The organism is Pectinatus haikarae, assembly GCF_015732185.1.
In the GTDB taxonomy this organism is placed as follows: Bacteria; Bacillota; Negativicutes; order Selenomonadales; family Selenomonadaceae; genus Pectinatus; species Pectinatus haikarae.
Map to the genome: position 1 here is coordinate 122576 of NZ_WIQM01000016.1, position 20247 is coordinate 142822.

The following is a 20247-nucleotide window of genomic DNA, read 5'->3' on the forward strand; positions in this document are numbered from 1 at the left end:
ATAAATACATTGTTTACCTGTCAAAGAAAATTCACTCTATCTTCAGATCTTTCAATTTATCACCAAATAAATCTCCGAGCGAGTAGGTCATTGGCCGTCTTGGCTGCAAAACTTCCAACACCGGCTTCATTACTTTTTTAAAATTTGTCTTATCTCTCGACAAAATAAAGATCCTTGCCGTATTTTCAGCATCCCAGAGCGCATCATGCATACGTCCCACGAAAGCTTCACCCATGGCGCCCACAGCAGCCTGCAAAGTTATCATACGCTGCAGTCCCAGCATAGTGCAATATTCTTTCTGCAAGTCATACCACGAACAGCGCAGCACAGAATAATCGCCCAGCTTCATCTGTTTGAGCATAAATTCCTGCTCCATCTGCCGTCGATCATTTTCACTCCAGGCATATACTGCTACCTCTTCATCGGCTGAGCAGCAATCCTTCTGCCATTGGCAAAAATTATCCATAGCATGCTTAAAATGGGGTGCATCCTTCACAAGTTCATTGGTCACACCTGTCAATTCCTCATAGCGTCTGCCGATCTCATTGTACTGAGGTTTTACATACTGTCTGTATTGACTTTTCTTTTCATAGTTTTCATCTACTAGAATGGCACCTATTTCAACTATTTCATTTTTGCATATACAGCGTTCTGCTTTAAATTTGTTTATTATTGGATTCATTTCTAAATCTAGTACGATATATTTCATAGAATGACCCTTTCATCCTGTAAGTATCATATTTTTCAGAAACGGCTGACCGCAGTATAAAATATGCCATTTATAAAAATACAACTATATATTCTTTTTCTATTTTACACCAACTTATAAAATATGTACACACAATTTACGCTTACACTATCTGTAAGGGTTTTTATACCGGGAGGACAATATAACTCATAATAATTATCCACCCGCATAGCGGGTGGTTTTTCCTTTTCGGGCATAGCCCTTTTTCACTGGCTGCGCATAAATGCGCCTTTTATTGGCCTGCCAGCCATGCAACTTTTATTTGCTACCCGTAAACGGGTCTCTTGGATCAAATAAACTTAATTGGTCTGCTTCCTTATCTCGTTTTAACTGATTTGCTATATATTCTGTTATAGCTTTTGTGTCTTTTCCAACTGTATCTACATAGTACCCTTTGCACCAAAATTCGCGGTTTCTATACGCAAATTTCATATTCCCAAATTTTTGAAAGATCATTAAGCTGCTTTTCCCTTTTAGATATCCCATAAATCCTGAAACACTTATCTTTGGTGGTATACAAACTAACAAATGTATATGATCTGGACATATTTCTCCCTCAATAATTTCTACATCTTTCCATTCACATAAAGTTCTCATTATATCTCGCAGTTCTTGCCGTTTTTCCTTATAAAATACCTTTCTACGATACTTCGGGGCAAAAACTATGTGATACTTACAATTCCACTTCGTATGTGCTAAACTATGTGTGTCATTATTTTCTTGTTTCGGCATTTAGTGGCATCTCCTAATGTATAATCTGTATTTTAAGCTGGCAGGCTTATTTTCAGGTTAGCACATTAGGACTCACCGCTTAAGCTTTTTTGAACCACGCGACTATCGCGTGGTTTTCTTTTATACAACAAAAGGCGGAACATCACAGCGTTCCGCCTTTTTCCACATATATTCAGCAGTTTCCGAAAGTCTTCTCTGTTTAAAATTTAATCAACATTGTTGAAAATAACAGATAATGCCGGCTGTGTTTTTTCATCCAATTTGTATTGTTCACGATATTCATCAATGGTTTTTTTATCATACAGGACAGGATCAACCGGTACTGTATGCGTATCTATCGGATCAACATTTTTTATTTTCGCATCGAGCAGTATAGGTAGTTTATTGCCTTTTGCCTGCAATTCCTCAATTTTTTTAAGCGCATCTTGGAGTTCATGTAAATTAGCTGCCCTGAATCCTATAGCACCCATGTTTTCAGCCATAGCAGCCCATTCCGCTCCCAATAGATCTATCCCGTATAAAGCTTGTCCTGCCACTATTTTTTCATGCTGGATAAAACCCAAAGATTTATTTTCTAAAACCACATTTATTACAGGTATATTGTATTTTACCTCAGTCAGAAGGTCAGGCATCACCATCGCATAACCGCCGTCTCCGGAAATAGACCATACCTGCCGCTCAGGGAAGCTTAGTTTGCCTGCCAATCCTGCCGGTAATCCGTATCCCATAGTGCCATACCATGAGGACATAGTCATTTTCTGTTTTCCGTTCAAAGGCAGCTGACGTATTGCCCATTCTGTGTTATTTCCCACATCAAGCGCAAAAACAGCATCATCATCAGCTATCGATTTTATTCCTTTTATGACCCCTTCAGCAGATAAACCTTCACTGTCGTCATCTGCCAATTTATCCAGCCATTTATCCCAGTTCTGCTTATTGACTTGTGATGCCTTCAAAAAAACTGATTCCGTCCGCTGTTTTCCTTCTTTAAGCAATGCCGAAAGAAAAGATTTCGCATCAGCAGGAACGGTAATATCCGCGTCATACTGTTTGCCAAAATCGGCTATGTCATTATTTATTTGTATAGATTTTATATTTTTGGGAAGAAATCTGGCAAACGGGTAGTTAGTGCCGACAAATATTATAAGATCTGCCATCTCACTTGTTTCAAAAGCCGGTTTGGTGCCCAGCCGTCCGCGGCAGCCCATATAATTTGGATGATCCGCAGGCATTATTCCCGTAGCAGGCGCAGTAGATAAGACCGGCATACTAAATTTCTCTGAGACAGCTGTTACTTCTTCAGCCGCATCACGTGCTCCCTGTCCTATCCATAATATCGGACGCTCTGCCTTATCAAGGCTATCAATAACGAGCCGGACATCTTCAGGCCTTGCCTGCAAAGGTTGACCGGTTCCGCTTACTTTTCGTGTTTTGAAGGGAACAAAGTCGATGATCTTCCCGGACAGATCATCGGGAATAATGACAACCGATATTGAATTTGAAGCGTACGCTGAACGAATTGCTTCATCAACGACATTTGGTATTTGTTCAGCACTGACTACTTGTTTATGAAATTGCGCTACATCGGCAAAAATAGGATCCTGATTCATTTCCTGAAAAAAATTGGTATTCATCACGCCTGTTGCAGACTGGCCGACTATCGCCAAAACAGGGACTCTATCCTGACGGGCATCATAAAGACCGTTGAGCAAATGCACGGCACCAGGTCCGGCGGATCCAAAACATACACCTATTCTGCCTGTCAATTTTGCATCAGCTGCCGCTGCCAGAGAGCCGATCTCTTCATGGCGGACTTGAATATATTTCAGATTTTTTCTTTCCTGATAGAAACCGTCTACTGTATTGTTTATAGAATCCGCGGTTATTCCGTAAATATGGTCAATCTCCCAACTAATCAACACACGTGCTAATGCCTGACCTGCTGTCATTTTTGCCATTTTTTTAACCCCTTGCCATTAATTATTGAAAAACATATAAGTAATTTACATATATAACATTATAAAATTCAATTTTTATGAAAACAATTACTTACTTTTTTATTACTATATCATTCACGATCATGTTTATTGAGAATATAATATGTTATAATTTACATAATCTCTTTGAAGATAAATATACAATAATTTATTTTGGAGGTAATTTGCAGTAATGATAACTAAAGATGAATTACCAATCTGTCCAGTGACCACAGCAATCGGCCTTATAGGAAATAAGTGGAGGCTTCATATTTTGCGTTTATTGTTCAATGATTCTTATCGGTTCAATGTTTTACTTAAAAGCATACCAGGCATCAGTCCGAAAGTACTGACCGACAATCTTCGTTTTTTAGAAGCCAACAGCCTGGTCAATCGCAAGGTATATTCTGAAATTCCTCTGCACGTTGAATATAGTCTCAGTGACTTTGGTGAGGAATTACGTCCTATTATAGCTGCCGTGCGCAGTTTCGGTATAAAATATTGTACTCTCAAACATAAAAAAATTACTGAACTGCCTTTGCCAAATAAAAAAGCTTAACAGAATAAATCACTCAGCCATATAAACAGCGGATAAAAAAGTATTTTTTCAAAAATGACAATGACAGAAAAGGAGGCAGGGTCACGCGTTCAGCGTGATCCTGCCTCCTTTCCATCTTTTTTGTTCATAAGTCACGGATAGAAGCAGCTCCGAATATTTGTTTCCAATCTGCTGCAAAATCATCGACCGCTTTTTTTATTGATGGCACAGCAAATGCTGCCAGTAAAATATCAGGACCGACAGTAGCCGTCTGCGCTCCACATTTGAAAGCGGTGTTTACCTGTGCTATATTTTTAAAGCTTGCCGCTAAAATTTGAGTATGATAACCATATACGGCTATCATATCAGCAAAAACAGCGATCGTATCCGGTGCGTCAATATCCAGGTTCTCCATACGATTAAAATAGGGTGCTATATAATCTGCGCCGGCTTCCATAGCCATAAGTCCCTGTGTTTTTGTATAAATAGCAGTGGCTGTCACTCCGACATCCTCTTTTTTCAGCAGGCGTATTGCCTTCAAACCTTCGGGGGTCGTCGGTATCTTTATGAATACATTTTTATCCACTTTATCCAATATGGTATGCGCTTCTTTCAATATACCATCGCTGTCTTCAGCCAAAATTTGAATATGGAGTGTTTTGTCTTTGCCTATTATGCTGCGTATTTTTTGAAAATGGGGGAAAAAATTTATTTTCCCTTCTTTTTTTATAATACTGGGATTACTTGTAACACCGCTTATCGGCAGCAGGTCATTGCATTTTTCAATCATTTCAAGATTGGCTGTATCAATCAAATACTTCATAGATATATTCGCTCCTTTATATATTGTTGACTGTATATTTTTATTATAACAGATTTGCAGATGATTCCGTATACTGAAATCTTTCCTGCCATGCGGAAAATTTTAATATCCGATGATCCCTGCTTCTTTTAAGATTCCGTAAAAATAAGCCATTTGCTCTGCAGTGTACATAGGCAGTTTTTCAGAAAAACAATAATCATAATCGACGTGTTTATATTTTGCCGCTGCAAGCGGATTATAATTAAGCAATTCATATTTTACGTGCTCATACCAAGATACAATCTGTTCTGCTATTTTTTGCAAGTTCTCCGGCACAGCCGTATAAAAGGGAATAAGTGGTGTCCTGATAATTACATTATCTCTGTACAGAGATTGCAGAATAAATTTTATATTCTTTTTTATTATATCATTGTCTACTCCCGTACATTTTTTATGCAAATCATTATCATATATTTTAAAATCAGCAAACAGAGTATCTATATACGGCAACGCTTTTTCTATACTGCCGGGCCTTGTATATAAAGAAGTCTCCACTGCTGTATGAATTCCTTCTTCCCTCAGTTTTTGCAAAAGTGCTGTGCTGAATTCATTTTGAAAAAAAGGTTCTCCGCCTGAAAGAGTCACACCTCCTCCATATTTGAAAAAAACCTTATCCCGCTTAAGAATGTGTATCAGTTCATCAAGCTCATACCATCTGCTGTCCATTCTTAAAGCCCCCGCCGGACAGATCGACTCATATTCGTCAGGATTTTTTACTTTATCATTTTCAATGACAACTTGTTTTTTTTCAATGCGCACGGCGTTATCGCCTTTCTGTGCGCATTGTCCGCACAATATGCATGAGCTTGCAAAACAAACTAATTTAGCATTGACGGATATACCTTCAGGATTCTGACACCATATGCAGTGCAGCGGACAGCCTTTTAAAAATACTGTGGTTCTGATCCCTGCCCCATCATTGACAGAAAAACGCTGTATATCAAAAATCAGTCCCTTCTTCATATCGCACTGTATTCCGTTCTGGCTATTATTTCATCCTGCAATTTTCTGTCCAGTTCTGTAAAATAAGCCGTATATCCGGCTACACGGACCGTAAGGCTGCTATATTTTTCCGGTTCTTTCTGCGCTTTCAAAAGATCTTCACGATGTACTACATTAAACTGGATATGCGGTATCTTCAGATCAACAAAAGCTCTCAAAAACATAGAAAATTTTTCTATACCTTCTTCAGTGGCAAAAAATTCCGGCAGAAATTTCATATTGAGCAATCCGCCATTACTGGTCAGGACATTATCCAACCGACTGACAGACTGCAGAACGGCGGTAGGTCCGTTTTTATCGCAACCATACACTGGAGACATGCCGCCATCAGCCAACGGTTTTCCGGCAAGACGTCCGTCTGGGGAAGCTCCCACATTTTCCCCCATTGGCACATGTGCCGATACGGTATACATTCCTGTATGATATATTCCGCCCCGGCAGTTTTTATAATGAGTAAGCTTTTCTCTGAAATAATGCGCCCATTTTGCGGCAATATTATCGACCCATTCTATATCATTGCCATATTTAGGTACTTTGTTTTCCGCCATTGTCCGCACTATTTCGAAACCGTTGAAGTCATTCTGCAGAGCATTGAGCATTTCGGCGCCGCTTACGCGTTTTTCATCATACACCAGTTGTTTGAGTGCCGCCATACTATCCGCAACATTGGCTGCCTGTATTATCTGAATACCCGATAAATTGTACTTTGCTCCGCCGGCTGTGACATCAACGCCATTTGCCAGGCAATTGTCTATCACTGCTGAAAGGAAGGGAGAAGGCAGCAGAGCCATATGCCCTTTTTCTACTTCTTCGCAGGCCATTATCATTTTTTCCAAAAAATAGTCAATCTGAGCAGCAAATGCTTTTTCCAGCTCTTCATACGAGCTGAACCTTTCCAAGCCTCCCATATCCGGTCCCAGCTGTTTACCGGTCAGCAGGCATCTGCCATGATTCATGGCAAGTTCAAGGGCTTTGTTCATATTAAACATTGCCGCGTCGCTCCAGCCAAGATTATTTCCCTGCGTAGTAAGTTCAACACAGCCGACGATCGCATAATCCCATGCATCTTTTTTTTCTATCTTTAAGTCATTCATCATCGTTTCAATAATTGCTTCATCATTGAAGAACTGCGGCATGCCGCTGCCTTTTGACACCACTTTTACAGCATATTGCAGAAGCTTCTGTGCTGTATTCTTATTTAGTCTGACCGACAGATTTGGCTGCGGCAGTCCCAAATCTTCCTGTGCCTTTAAAAACAAATATGACAGGTCATTTTCTGCAGTATTGCCATACTCATCCAACCCGCCTATCGCTATATTGAATCCGATGGGAAATCCAGCAAAATATTTTGCACTGCCCGCGTTGCGCATATAGACAATCTGATTAAATTTCAGCCACAGGCATTCTATTATTTCCAATGCGTCATCCGCACTGATAATACTATTGTCAATATCATTTTTATAAAAAGAATATAGGTATCTATCCATGCGCCCCGGTGAAAAGGATGATGCGTTTGATTCCATCTGTAAAACAACAAATAAAAACCACAGAGATTGTACCGCTTCATGAAAATTTTCAGGTGGCCTTTTTGCTATATTTTCGCAATTATCCGCCATTTTCTCCAGTGAAGACGCAAATTTTCCATTGACACGAGCTGTATCTTTTAAAAGTATGCTGTATCTAAGCATAAAGGTCTGCATTCCATCCATGACTATGACTACCGACTTATAAAATTCTCTCTGTTCTCGCGTTAAAGACTGCCCGCCTGTCAATCGCTGTGCCTGCTCTTTTATTCCGGCAGGTCCTTTTTCCAGCCAGAGTAAACAATCCGGACAAATATGGCCTTGCGAATGATCTGTCTGGTTGATCTTGGCTACTTTACTGATCGCCGCAAGTTCCCTGCCATATCTTTTCTGTAATATGTCTTCCAGTGATTTATCCTGCCAATATGGTTTGATAATTTCCCTGTAGTCGTCAATATCTTTTGCATGGACTTGAAAGGGATCCTGCGGCCTGTTCGGCAGTGTCGTCAGTTCTCCATCTATCCAGGATCCTCCGCTCTCGGGTGAAACTACGCCAAATCTGACACCTCTTGTCCTGTTGCCGACAATCATTTCTTCCGGTTCGACTGCTATCTCGATCTTTTCCAGTGCTGCCTGCAAGGCTAACGCTCTTTTTATTATCACAGGTTTCTCTTCATTTTTTTTATAAACATCAGTTGTAAGAAGAGCCTGTTCAACAGACATGTATCTTTTTTGTGCCAGCATTTTTTTCTTCAGTATCTTTATTCGTTCTGACATTTTCATATTTTGCAATACGATCTCTCCTCTTTTATTATTTTATATTATTATATATTGTTTTTTATTATTTTTCAATAAAAATTATCTCCGCACAAAAACGGTACGGAGACAATAAGAGTTTCATAAATTTTTTATTCTATATTCCTTGATTTTTTTCGCAGCCTGCCGGGAAAGCGGTTTTTCCGTCACAACAGCAATAAAATCATTCAAAGAGGCATATAGAAAATTACCACTTCTCATAAACTTTTCGTTTTCCGCTAATATATACGCTTTATCTGCGGAGTCAACCGCCTTTTTCTTAGTAAGTCCGTCTTCCGGTTTATATGTATATACAGCATTTTTGTGTATATCAATGCCTACCGCCCCCATAAACGCCGCATCAAAATGCAGCTTGTCAATTAAACCATTAGCGAGTCCTCCAATAAACCCGTCTCCTGCAAAATCGAGAGTCCCGCCAATAAATGTCATTTCCGCGTATTTATGGGCTGCCAGCAGATTCATTATATCTATCATATTAGTGATAACATTTACTTTGATTTTCTTGTTCAGTAGCAGCCGGGCCAGTTCCACGTTCACCGTAGAAATATCTAAAAATATCGTATCACCGGTTTTTATAAGCTCCAAGGCTTTTTTTGCGATTATCTTTTTCTGAGCTACATTGGTATCTTTGCGCTGTTCCGCTTTGAGCTGATGTGTATTTATCCTTTCCGTTACCGCTCCGCCGTAGACTCTTTTCAGTAAACTATTTTTTTCCAATGCGGCGAGATCCTTGCGTATACAATCTTCCGTCACACTAAAGCGCATGCTTAAATCTCTTACTAAGACTCTGCCATTTTCTTCTAATAAATCTATAATTTTTTTTTGCCGTTCCTGTACAAACATTTTTGCTCCTTTGACATGGGACAGGTATCATAATTTTCCTTGTTATATATATTTTTTATTGGATTTATTATACCATAATGGCTAAAGCGGACCAAATAAATGCAGAAAACCGCCATACCAAACATTTTCTGCTCAGTACGGCGGTTTTTCATGATGTTGTTATTCTCAGACTGATGTAATTATTTCCAGTTCTCTGAGACGCATAAAATCTATAAAGGTTTTGGTTGAGGGATTCTTTCTTAAATAATATTGATGCATTTCTTCTGCCGGATAAAAGTTTACCAAGGGCAGTGCCTCCATATAACACCTGCGGGTTGCCGTCAGCATACTGTCAAAAGATTTTACGGCAGAAAATGGCGTTATAGGCAACGATCTGTGTCTGCTTTTTATAAAGTTCATGTATAGCTGAACGACTGCCTCATCTTCCCCCTCAGAATAATACACTCCGCTGCGCTGCATATTCTTCTGGCCATTCTTTATATAAGGATCAATAACAGTGCACAAGATATCCAGCAATGTGGAAAGATCTATTTTTTTAGGATCATATTCTGCTTCTATTCCCATTGCCGCTCCGGTTTTCCCTTTCAATATGTCTTTATGACAAGGATAAGCTGCAAGTGAATTTATATATCCCGTTTTTGTGGCTGTGACTCCCTTTACCCGGGAAAAAAGCTCCTGCAGTTCATAAAAGCTTCCGCCGGCAAAATAAATATTTTTAGTATACATTTTCCGTCTCCTTGGTCACCCTTCTGTTTAAATGCGCAGAATCACTGACATACTTTAGAAAATGCCGCTGTGCCTTTTGGCCGCACGTTCAATATCGAACAGATTAATCAATTCCGCAACGGCCTGAGTCGGCGATATCTTTCCCGTCAGCACGGACTGGCGAACTTCCGGCATACGTCCTGTTATTATAGGATCATCAAAAAACAAGTTATGCAAATGTTCATCAATCATGCTGTAAGTCCAGTCAAGAAGTTGATTTTCCCGGCGTTTTTGAAATGAACCTTTTTCTTTTGTCATTTTAGTAAAAATTTCTATGACTTTCCATAATTCTTTCAACCCGGTTTTTTTTATGGCTGAACAAAGATATGCATGTGTCTGCCATCCTTCTGTGGCCGGACGAATATATTCTATCATACGTTCATATTCGCCGCGGGATACTTTTGCCTTCAGCAGGTTGTCACCATCAGCTTTATTAATAACTATTGCATCGGCCAATTCCATTATCCCCTTTTTTATTCCCTGCAGTTCGTCCCCCGCACCCGTCAAAACGACCAGCATAAAAAAATCAACCATGGATCGCACCGTTATTTCTGATTGACCTACACCGACAGTTTCAATGATTATGATGTCATATCCCGCTGCCTCACACATCAGCATCGTTTCACGGCTTTTTCTTGCAACGCCGCCCAAAGTTCCGCCCGCCGGTGATGGTCTGATAAATGCATTCTGATTCCTCGACAATGTTCCCATACGTGTTTTATCGCCGAGGATGGATCCTTTTGTCACAGAGCTTGTCGGGTCGACAGTCAATACAGCGATTTTATGCCCCATATTGCACAGCATATTCCCCAAAGCCTCTATCATTGTACTTTTACCTGCCCCCGGGACTCCCGTTATACCTATCCGTAAAGCCTTTCCTGTGCGGGGCAGCAGCTGCTGCAAAACATTCTGTGCCTTGGCAAAATGGTCCGAATTGTTACTTTCTATCAACGTAATAGCGCGCGAAAGGACCATACGGTTCCCTTGTGCTACTCCATTTACATATTCTTCGACCGGTAAAACTAATTTTCTGATCGGCTTCCTGCGTCCTTTTTCCAGCTGTGGATTGATATTTCCCACTGTAGTATCGGTTATTCCCTCTATGCCGTCCATTACACTGCAGGCAAAAGCTTTATCGTTTTTTTCCGGAGCCCAGTCTGGTTTAAAACTTTTATATTCAGCCATAATTCACACCTCGGCCAGTTCTGCTTTAACCTCTTTGATCAAAAGTGTGAGCAGTTTTATACCTGCTTCAGGAATATTTGTACCCGGAGCGAATATAGCTGCCGCACCATGTTCATATAGGTAATCGTAATCCTGCACAGGTATAACGCCTCCGATAGCCACCATAATATCTTCACGCCCAAGTTTTTTCAATTCTTCCACCAACTGAGGCAATAACGTATTATGTCCTGCGGCCAACGAACTGAAGCCTACCATATGCACATCATTGTCGACTGCATCCTGCGCCGTTTCTGCAGGAGTCTGGAATAAAGGCCCTACATCCACATCCCAGCCCATATCAGCAAATGACGAGGCTATTACCTTCTGTCCTCTGTCATGGCCATCCTGCCCCATCTTGGCGACAAAAATACGCGGTCGGCGGCCTGTCAGCCTTTCAAAGTCATCGGCCATACCGCGGGCTTTTTCCAGTTCAGTCTTGTCCGTAAATTCGGATGAATAAACGCCTGATATTGTATGAATAACCGCATTAAAACGGCCCGATACTTTTTCAACTGCATCCGATATTTCACCAAGAGAAGCATGCGCTCTTGCCGCATTTACGGCAAGCTCAAGCAAATTCCCATTGTCACGGGATTCAGCAGCATTGGTCAATGCCTCAAGACAGCTGCGCACCTCATCGGCATTTCTTTCTGCACGCAGTTTTTTCAGACGTTCTATCTGAGAATTGCGCACTGCCGTATTATCTATTGCCAGAATTTGCAGAGGATCTTCTTTTTCCAGACGATATTTATTGAGGCCCACTATTGTTTCATTGCGTGAATCTATCTGTGCCTGACGGCGTGCAGCAGCTTCTTCAATGCGCATTTTAGGCAGCCCTGTGGAAATAGCTTTCGCCATACCGCCTAATGCTTCTACTTCTTGAATATGCGCCCACGCCCGTCTGATTATTTCATCTGTCAATGCTTCCACATAGTAAGAGCCGCCCCAAGGATCTATAATCTTGCATACACGCGTTTCATCCTGTATATAAAGCTGTGTATTGCGGGCAATACGCGCAGAAAAATCAGTCGGCAGCGCTATTGCTTCATCAAGGGCATTCGTATGCAGTGACTGGGTATGTCCCAGGGCCGCGCCCATAGCTTCCATACATGTACGGGCAATATTATTGAAAGGATCCTGCGCCGTGAGCGACCATCCTGAAGTCTGGCAATGTGTGCGCAATGCCATTGATTTACCGTTTTCGGCACCAAACGATTTGACTATCTTAGCCCAGAGTACGCGTGCCGCACGCATTTTGGCTACTTCCATAAAATAATTTTTTCCTATTGCCCAGAAAAATGATAATCGTTTTGCGAAAGCATCTATCGGCAGGCCGGCCTTCACTCCTGTACGTATATATTCCAATCCGTCGGCCAGCGTATAGCCGAGTTCTATATCAGCCGTGGCCCCCGCTTCCTGCATATGATAACCGGAAATGGAAATACTGTTGAACTTAGGCATATATTTCGTCGTATATTCAAAGATATCACCGATGATGCGCATGGACATTTCCGGCGGATATATATACGTATTGCGTACCATAAATTCTTTCAGTATATCATTTTGAATCGTACCGGCCATAACGCTTTTATCCACGCCCTGTTCTTCGCCGGACAAAATATAAAAGGCCATTATCGGCAGCACTGCACCATTCATTGTCATCGAGACAGACATTTGGTCCAGTGGTATCCCGTTGAACAATATGCGCATATCTAAAATGGAATCAATAGCTACGCCGGCCTTGCCTACATCTCCCAAGACACGCGGATTATCCGAATCGTAACCGCGATGTGTAGGCAGATCAAAGGCTATGGATAGGCCCTTTTGTCCTGCAGCCAAATTGCGGCGATAAAAGGCATTTGACTCTTCCGCTGTTGAAAAACCTGCATATTGACGGACAGTCCACGGCCGAAATACGTACATTGTAGAATAGGGCCCGCGCAGACATGGCGGAATACCGCTGGCAAAATCAAGATGATTCATATGAGCATATTCGTCAAAATTATAAATCGGTTTAATAGGAATATGCTCCATTGTTTTACCGGCAAGAGCATCATAATTCAAACCTATTTCGTCTTTCAGCTTTTTCATCCATGCATCTTTTGAATGGAAAGATGCATCGCCGAGGCCGATTTTACTGAAATCAGGATTCCTAAATGCCATTATCCTACCATCCCTTTCTTTTTTTGCAGGAATTGCAAAATTTTATAGCAGTTTGCTTTCACCGAGATAAAATCGTCAACCCCCGCATTACGATAAGTTTCTTCCAGATCCTTGGGAGCAGCTCCTGCCAGATACACTGTCACATGAGGCAGTGCCTGTTTTAGCTTCGGTGCAAGCTCCGGTACTATCTCCGGATAAGTTTTGTCGGTAGAACATATGACAACAGCATCCGCCCCCGATACCCTTGCTGCCTCGACCGCTTCATCGCTGGATTTAAATCCTTCATTGGCAAGAACATCGAAAGCGCCTACCTGCAGAAAACTGGTAGAAAATTCCGCTCTGGCCTTATGCTGCGGTATAGGCCCCATATTCGCTAAAAATATTTTTACATTTTTTCCTGTATCTTCTTTATAATTTTCCGTCACACTGCGCAAAGCCTCATAACGTTCACTCCAGCGGTGCGGCAATATAGGCGTGATACATTCGCCTGCCCCGCTTTTTCTCTTATCCATCATCCTGCGCAGCTCTGCAATTGAACTCCCTGCTTTAGCAGCTTCAATCGCATCATCTACCAGCCTTTTTTTATCACTTATGCCAAATGCAGCCAAACATTCCTGCTTAAATATTTCATCAACATCCGATAAATAATCACCGATATCGTTCATTCTCTGTTTCTTTAAACTGTCCGCATCTTCGGGGCGTTTATCAATAAGTTTTTCCGTCATATTGGGATACATATTATTACCCACAATACGATCTCTGCGGAACTCTGCATTCTTAAATCTTGCCTGAAGAATATCCGCTATCTGTTTTTGCGGATATTCTGTTTTGAGTGCTTCCAGCATCCCGCCTTTTTCTTCTACGAGCTGAAATTCTGCCCATATTTTCTCTTTTATTTTTTGCGTGAGGCTTTCAACTGCCCATGAACCTCCGGCAGGATCAATAGGTTTCAACAGACCAAATTCTTCCTGGAGGATAATTTGGACATTTCGGGCAATACGCCGTGAAAATTCATCCCCCTTTCTGATAGGTTCGTCAAAAGGTGCATTTTCATAAGAATCTACACCACCTACTACTCCGGAAAAAATTTCTGTCGTATTTCTGAGCATATTTACATACGGATCATAAACCGTTTTGCAAAAGAGTGCCGGGCGGGCATGAATATACATTCTTTGAGCATCCTCACCACCGCCAAACTCTTTTATTATCTTCGCCCATATCGGCCGTACTGCCCGCAGTTTTGCTATTTGCATAAAAAAATTAGCACCCATCGAAAAAGTGAAACTTATCTGTGAAGCTGCGGCATCTATTTCCATACCGCGTTCCAGCAAAGCGCGCAGATAAGAAACAGCCATAGAGAGTGTATATGCTATTTCCTGCACGTCATTTGCTCCGCCGCAGCTGAAAACATCACTGCGCACCATTATAGTTCTGACTTTTGGTGACTTTTCGTATGCCCATGAGGCGCATTCATACATTTCATCATACAGAGAATCAAGACCGGCATAATTTTTTCCATGACTTATCAGTTCGCCCAAAGGGTCTGCACCTATTATTCCGTGCATACCTTTTACAGGACAGCCTGATGCCTGCAATGCAGCTACGGATATGGAAAGGACAGGCAGAGATGATGCACCTGAATAAATATAAAGACCATATTTATTCAGATCCAATCCGCTCAGCAATTGATGCATATCTGCCAAGGTAGTTATGCTGCATCCTCCATCGCCTACTTTTTCAGCATACTGCGCATCCTTATTCTGCAACGTTGCCTGATCAAGCTTTATATTGTAAATTGTTGATCCCCTGTCCACTTCATGTTTCAACAGCTCATTATTCTCTTTTGGCATGCTTTCATCGCAGGCCTGAGCGATTCCCCACGGTTTTTCAATATAGCCATTTATCCTGCTGCCACGCATAAAATCGTCCATACCGGGAAAGGAATTTTTGGGCAGTATATCTTCCGTCATTATTTTCGTATACATAGGTTCAAACGTTATATCTTCATACGTCTTCGTATACATTTTTTTTTCAAATGGTGCACCTTTAAGCAGTGCTATACATGCTTCCTTCCATTCTTCATGCGTAGGCTTTGCAAATTCATCAAAGGGCACTTTAGGAAAGTCTGTCTGCTGGTCCGCCTTCTTCAAAATAGCCTGAAGATCAAGATTATCACTGTCATCTTGATTTTTTACTTCATCTTTCATCAGAAACCTCCTTTTATTGAGAAACAAAAAAATCTACCCGCAGAAAGCAGGTAGATTAAAATAGCAGTTTCAATAAAATCTCTCAGAAAATAAAAATCCGGCCTTAACAACAAAGCCGGAGAATATTACCATGTGATCCATATCCACAGTATCAAATCTCCCTCCCTATCTCTCGCAGGTATAAGTATCGGTAAATGAGCACCAACACTAACGGTGATGTTAAAACAGGCAGTTCTCCTGGCTCAGATTCATCATTTTTTCAAGCCTTCCCAAAGCTTCTGCTTCAGTGGCACAGTTTGAAAAATTCATCTTCACAGTGGCGGGACCGCTCCGGCTTCATACCGGATTCCCTATTAAGTCATTTCTGACACCTGTCTCCAACTATATTCAATTTTCATGTTAATATTAACTTTATTTATCAGGTTTGTCAATTAAATTTTCATATATTACGCTTTTTTGATTCTCACAATGTCTCCGCAACTCTGTTCATATTATCATAATGTGCAATTTTAGAAGCCAATCTTGCTTGTGTAGCCTGCATTTCAGCAATTCGTTTATCCAATCGCTTTTTTTCTTCAATAAGCAAATGTTTTCGTGCTGCCTTTGTTTTTGATCCTTCCTGCCAGAGCCGTACGTATTCAATTAATGTTTCAACCGGCAGTCCTGCACTGCGCATGCACCGAATAAACTCCACCCAGCCGCAGCTATGCTCATCATAATCGCGAACACCGCTTGGTTTACGCGGCACCGACGGAATCAATCCTACACGTTCATAGTAACGTAATGTATCCTGTGTCATACCATATTTTTCACTTACTTCTGATATTGTCATTTTTATTTCTCCCTACTTGAAGACAGACTCTTCCCGCGGCACATTTTTATCCTAAAACGTTTCTGATATACTTTTCAATTTAAATTTTACTACATGGTGTTCACTCAAAGTCAATATTATTTATATAATTTTTTTAATATAAACATATGCTATAGTACGATACATATTGATCAGAAATCTTTTTATTCCCTGTTATCAACAATTTTAAAATGATACCGCCAGACTTTGCAATGGTTTTTCATAATTAATATTTTTTATCGCTCCAATTTCTAGTACTCCTGGCATCATAATTTCTCCGACTGATTCCCATTTCAACAACCCTATCATTTTTTCATAAGAAAATTTTATCCCCGTGAAAGTTTCCATTTGATTCTCCTCACAGCAGGTAATAAGTGCACATTTTTTATTTCCTATTCCCTGCTCTCCTACACAAAAAGAATAAAATTTATCAATGACAGCTTTTAACTTGGCTGGAAAGGTATACCAATAAACGGGTGATACAAAAACAACTATATCAGCAGCGAGTATTGACTCTGCAATATGATTAAAATCATCCGTAAAGGAACAAGCAGTTCCTTTACTAAAACATGTATCACAAACCCGACAACCTTCGATCTTTAAAAAGGCTGTATCAAAACGTTTCACCTCATTCTCTGTTTCTTTTATAGCCGCAATAAGACAATCAGCCATTGTGTTGCTATTACCATTTCTTCGTGAGCTTCCCGTCAAAACCACAATTTTCTTCACATGAATATCTCCCTACTATTTTTTTAGTTTAGTTTCAACATCTTGCAATAATTTTTTCAGCCGCATACAAAATCGATCCTCATAATACTTTTTTATATACATAGCCCGCAATGCACATCTGCAATGCCACAAGTCCTGCCAGCAGCGCAAACGATGTATAAAGACTTGTTTGATGCGCAATAAAACCGATTACTGCCGGTCCCATCAATATTCCCAAATAGCCTAATGTACTTACTGCCGATACTGCCATATTAAGCGGCATGACCTTTTGTTTACCAAGCAATGAAAAGAATACCGGCACGATATTCGCACTGCCGATACCGATAAGGAAGAAGCCCGCATAGAGAAGCGGCTGCCATGATGCCAGAATGACAAACAGGAAACCCATGACAGACAGGAGGCTGCCGCCAAGAATGATAGGCTTGCTGCCGAGTTTTTGCACAAGCCGATCTCCTGTCAGGCGCATTATAAGCATCGCGGCTGAAAATACCGCAAATCCTGTACCAGCCATTGATATGTCAAGACCTCGTACCGATGTGAGAAACACACCGCTCCAATCCATGATAGCTCCTTCAACTAAGAAAGCAATACATGCAATTATTCCTACAAAGGCTACTATTCCGTGTGGAACAGCGAATAGCGAAGTCCCTGACTTCCCGCCCCCATAACTCAACAGGTGACGTCCAAAGAAAGACAATGAAAAAAGCATGATTATTGTCGCGCAAATAGTGGCCATAAATGGTGTGTAGCCGAAATTCAACCATATACCAAAAATACCGGCGCCCGAAAAGCCACCAACACTCCAGAGTGCATGCATTCCCGACATCAAGCGTTTTCCCGAAGCTTTCTCTACGATAACCGCATGAATATTCGCTGCTACATCCACCATACCCATGGAAGCTCCAAATACTAGAAGTGCCGGTACTGCCATCCATAAAGAAGCTACCTGGCTCAAAGTCAGAAGCAGCACTGTATAAATAAAAGCTGCACTCACAAGCACCACTCGACAGCCAAAGCGTGCAACCGCAATACCAGTGAGCGGCATTGTAAACAACGAACCGATACCGATACAAAGAAGCAGCATACCCAAAACATCTTCGCCAAGCTGCAGTCTTGCTTTTAAAAACGGGACAAGAGGCGCCCATGATGCTGCCCCGAAGCCGCCGATGAAAAAAATGGCACGTGTAGCATGCCGCTGCCAAATTCCCGGAGTTTTCAGCACAGATTTTTCTATTATATCTGAAGACATCCTACCATCTCCCCGCCGCGTTCTTTGATTTTTTGTACAAGCTGCCCATATACCTTATGAGCATACGGATGCTCCAATTCTCCTAAATATATAGAAGGCTTGGTTTTACCATGAAAATCGCTTCCCGAAGTTGCGATTTTTTTATGTTCAATGCAAATTTTCGCATAAAATCTTTTAGTTTTTTCGTCGTGATAATTACTGTAAACTTCAATGCCATCAACACCGGCTTTTATAACAGATTCTATAATTTCACGATTTTGACCAATATTGGCACCTGGATGCGCAAGCACAGCCACACCGCCGTTCTTTTGAACAGCATAAACAGCCTCAGCAAGTGAAATATAACGCATAGGCACATAGGCAGCTTTTCCCTGCGAACAAAAATCCCAAAAGAAATTTACAAATGGATTGTCACTGCGTGCGCCACCGGGCCGCAAAGGTAAAAGGAGACTATTCTCATTATTATGCGGATCATTCAGTATAACCTCTGCCAGCATCTCAGCAACAACCACACCGTTTTTCGCTTTTGCCCTTACCAATTCTTCACTAAAATAAAAACCCATTTTCCGTACAAGTTCAATCAGCTTATCTGATGCAGCAATTTCCTGTTCATGTACATCCCGCTCAATTTTTCTAAAAATCACTGCATCTGCATGTATACCATATCCCAAAAGATGAAAGTTGTGCTTCTCATGTATGCAATCAATTTCTATTGCAGGAAAATATGCCAAGCCCAGCTCCACTGCGGCCTGTTTAGCATATAAAACACCACGTGTAGAATTATGATCAGCTAATGCCACCGCTTTTAATCCTGCTGCGGCGCATTTTTTCATCAAATTCTCCGGTGTAAATTCCCCATCAGCACTGTAGCTCGAATGCATATGCAAGTCAAACCATTTTTCCATAAAATCTCCTTAATTTATTTTTTATTGTTTAAATACTCTGCAGCCAAACATCGTATGCCTTTTTTATAGTCTTCATATATTTCTGATTTAATCGTAATTTTCGGCAAAAATTCTTCTGAAATTTCATGCACGCAGCATTTTCTGATAAATTCTGTCTGCGCAGGCTGAATTACTTCGCTGTAAATGACTATACGATGCGGATTCCATGTTGATACAAAAAGCAATATCGCTTGTACTGCATTTCGTATAGCTTCACAATTGACTGTCGAGGCCTTGTCTGCAAATTCGATTTTATACTTTGGCTTAAATGTCCTAAAACAGTGTCCCATCTCTCCCGCAATCCCATCGCGTCCCCTGTAGAGATTTCCCTTTACAAAAATTCCTGCCCCCGGCAGATAATTCTGAGGAAAGTAAATACCCACAACGGTTTCTTGACGGTATTTTTCCTCCAATGAGTAAATATAGCCTGCTACTGTGACGTTGATATCGTTTTCAAAAATCACCGGGCACTGCAGCTGCGTCGAAAGACTTTGGCAAAACATCGTATCCTGCAATCCGGGATAATCGCTTATAACCAATTTCCCTTTTACTTCAACTCCCGGAAGTCCAACTACAATTACTGAAATTTGCGGATATTTATTAAAATAAGGACGAAGAACTTCAGTAAAATATTCCAGATTTATCTTTTTTGGCTGCAGCTCAGAAATTTCTAATGTATTTCCCAGCAAATCATCCACTGAAATAAACATAGTATCGCGGCCTGTTTTTTCATGCATATAAATAATCAATGCCAGGCGATGTTCCGCATTAAAACTATAAGTTTGTGCCCGCCGTCCTCCCGAGGATTCTGCTTCTTCAGCCGCAGCAGCTTCGCCGTTCAACAAAAGATCCTGTAAAAGAGAATTAACTGTAACTACACTCAACCCTGTATACTTTGCCATTTGAGGTTTAGTAGCCTGTCGAACTCGTCTGAGGCACAAACGTAAAAGCTCCAAATTTTCACTGCGCAAATCTTTTTTATGCAAAATATTCACCATCTTTATAAGTTTCCTTTATAAAGTTAGTTTATCATTCCCCTGCTACATTGTAAAGTCTTTTATAAATTGTTCCAAATA

The 20247-nt window shown here is 40.9% G+C and carries 17 protein-coding genes and 1 riboswitch; of the genes, 1 reads left to right on the forward strand and 16 read right to left on the reverse strand.

The features are described from left to right. Window positions 1-31: 31 nt before the first annotated feature. From I6758_RS11210 to I6758_RS11220, 3 genes are all read right to left on the reverse strand, one after another. Complete coding sequence (locus tag I6758_RS11210) at window positions 32-709, reverse strand: 3'-5' exonuclease (protein ID WP_196605358.1); 678 nt, start codon at window positions 707-709, stop codon at window positions 32-34. 297 nt (window positions 710-1006) lie between these two features. Further along, complete coding sequence (gene tnpA, locus I6758_RS11215; protein WP_196605359.1) at window positions 1007-1480, reverse strand: IS200/IS605 family transposase; 474 nt, start codon at window positions 1478-1480, stop codon at window positions 1007-1009. 206 nt (window positions 1481-1686) lie between these two features. Beyond that, complete coding sequence (locus tag I6758_RS11220; protein WP_196605360.1) at window positions 1687-3438, reverse strand: thiamine pyrophosphate-dependent enzyme; 1752 nt, start codon at window positions 3436-3438, stop codon at window positions 1687-1689. A gap of 211 nt (window positions 3439-3649) precedes the next feature. On the opposite strand from I6758_RS11220, the gene I6758_RS11225 reads away from it, so the two are divergent. Then, window positions 3650-4015 (forward strand): winged helix-turn-helix transcriptional regulator, encoded by a 366-nt coding sequence (locus tag I6758_RS11225; protein WP_196605361.1) that lies wholly within the window; start codon window positions 3650-3652, stop codon window positions 4013-4015. Window positions 4016-4139: 124 nt separating this feature from the next. Here the strand turns inward: I6758_RS11225 and I6758_RS11230 are convergent, their stop codons facing one another. From I6758_RS11230 to I6758_RS11290, 13 genes are all read right to left on the reverse strand, one after another. Beyond that, entirely contained in the window at window positions 4140-4817 is a 678-nt protein-coding gene (locus I6758_RS11230) for a fructose-6-phosphate aldolase (protein WP_196605362.1), read from the reverse strand. Between the two features lie 102 nt (window positions 4818-4919). After that, window positions 4920-5819 (reverse strand): glycyl-radical enzyme activating protein, encoded by a 900-nt coding sequence (locus I6758_RS11235; protein WP_196605363.1) that lies wholly within the window; start codon window positions 5817-5819, stop codon window positions 4920-4922. After that, window positions 5816-8164 (reverse strand): glycyl radical protein, encoded by a 2349-nt coding sequence (locus tag I6758_RS11240; protein WP_196605946.1) that lies wholly within the window; start codon window positions 8162-8164, stop codon window positions 5816-5818. Before I6758_RS11240 ends, I6758_RS11235 begins: the two co-directional genes overlap by 4 nt. A 114-nt stretch (window positions 8165-8278) precedes the next feature. Next, window positions 8279-9040 (reverse strand): DeoR/GlpR family DNA-binding transcription regulator, encoded by a 762-nt coding sequence (locus I6758_RS11245; protein ID WP_196605364.1) that lies wholly within the window; start codon window positions 9038-9040, stop codon window positions 8279-8281. A gap of 165 nt (window positions 9041-9205) precedes the next feature. After that, window positions 9206-9766, reverse strand: a complete 561-nt coding sequence (locus tag I6758_RS11250) for a peptide-methionine (S)-S-oxide reductase (RefSeq protein ID WP_196605365.1) — start codon at window positions 9764-9766, stop codon at window positions 9206-9208. Between the two features lie 54 nt (window positions 9767-9820). Continuing rightward, complete coding sequence (meaB, locus tag I6758_RS11255; protein WP_196605366.1) at window positions 9821-10990, reverse strand: methylmalonyl Co-A mutase-associated GTPase MeaB; 1170 nt, start codon at window positions 10988-10990, stop codon at window positions 9821-9823. 3 nt (window positions 10991-10993) lie between these two features. Beyond that, window positions 10994-13192, reverse strand: a complete 2199-nt coding sequence (scpA, locus tag I6758_RS11260; RefSeq protein WP_196605367.1) for a methylmalonyl-CoA mutase — start codon at window positions 13190-13192, stop codon at window positions 10994-10996. Next, window positions 13192-15399, reverse strand: a complete 2208-nt coding sequence (locus I6758_RS11265; RefSeq protein ID WP_196605368.1) for a methylmalonyl-CoA mutase family protein — start codon at window positions 15397-15399, stop codon at window positions 13192-13194. Before I6758_RS11265 ends, scpA begins: the two co-directional genes overlap by 1 nt. Before the next feature lie 210 nt (window positions 15400-15609). Beyond that, window positions 15610-15789: riboswitch (cobalamin riboswitch) on the reverse strand. Window positions 15790-15862: 73 nt separating this feature from the next. Then, window positions 15863-16231 carry a MerR family transcriptional regulator gene (locus tag I6758_RS11270; protein WP_196605369.1) on the reverse strand — a complete coding sequence of 123 codons (369 nt, stop codon included), beginning with the start codon at window positions 16229-16231 and terminating at the stop codon, window positions 15863-15865. Between the two features lie 204 nt (window positions 16232-16435). After that, on the reverse strand, window positions 16436-16978 hold the full coding sequence (locus I6758_RS11275) for a flavodoxin family protein (protein ID WP_196605370.1): 543 nt from the start codon (window positions 16976-16978) through the stop codon (window positions 16436-16438). Window positions 16979-17057: 79 nt separating this feature from the next. Continuing rightward, complete coding sequence (locus I6758_RS11280; protein ID WP_196605371.1) at window positions 17058-18227, reverse strand: MFS transporter; 1170 nt, start codon at window positions 18225-18227, stop codon at window positions 17058-17060. Next, window positions 18212-19132, reverse strand: coding sequence for a PHP domain-containing protein (locus I6758_RS11285; protein WP_196605372.1), 921 nt, complete (start codon window positions 19130-19132; stop codon window positions 18212-18214). Before I6758_RS11285 ends, I6758_RS11280 begins: the two co-directional genes overlap by 16 nt. Window positions 19133-19146: 14 nt before the next feature. After that, complete coding sequence (locus I6758_RS11290; RefSeq protein WP_196605373.1) at window positions 19147-20169, reverse strand: ROK family protein; 1023 nt, start codon at window positions 20167-20169, stop codon at window positions 19147-19149. Between the last annotated feature and the right edge of the window lie 78 nt (window positions 20170-20247).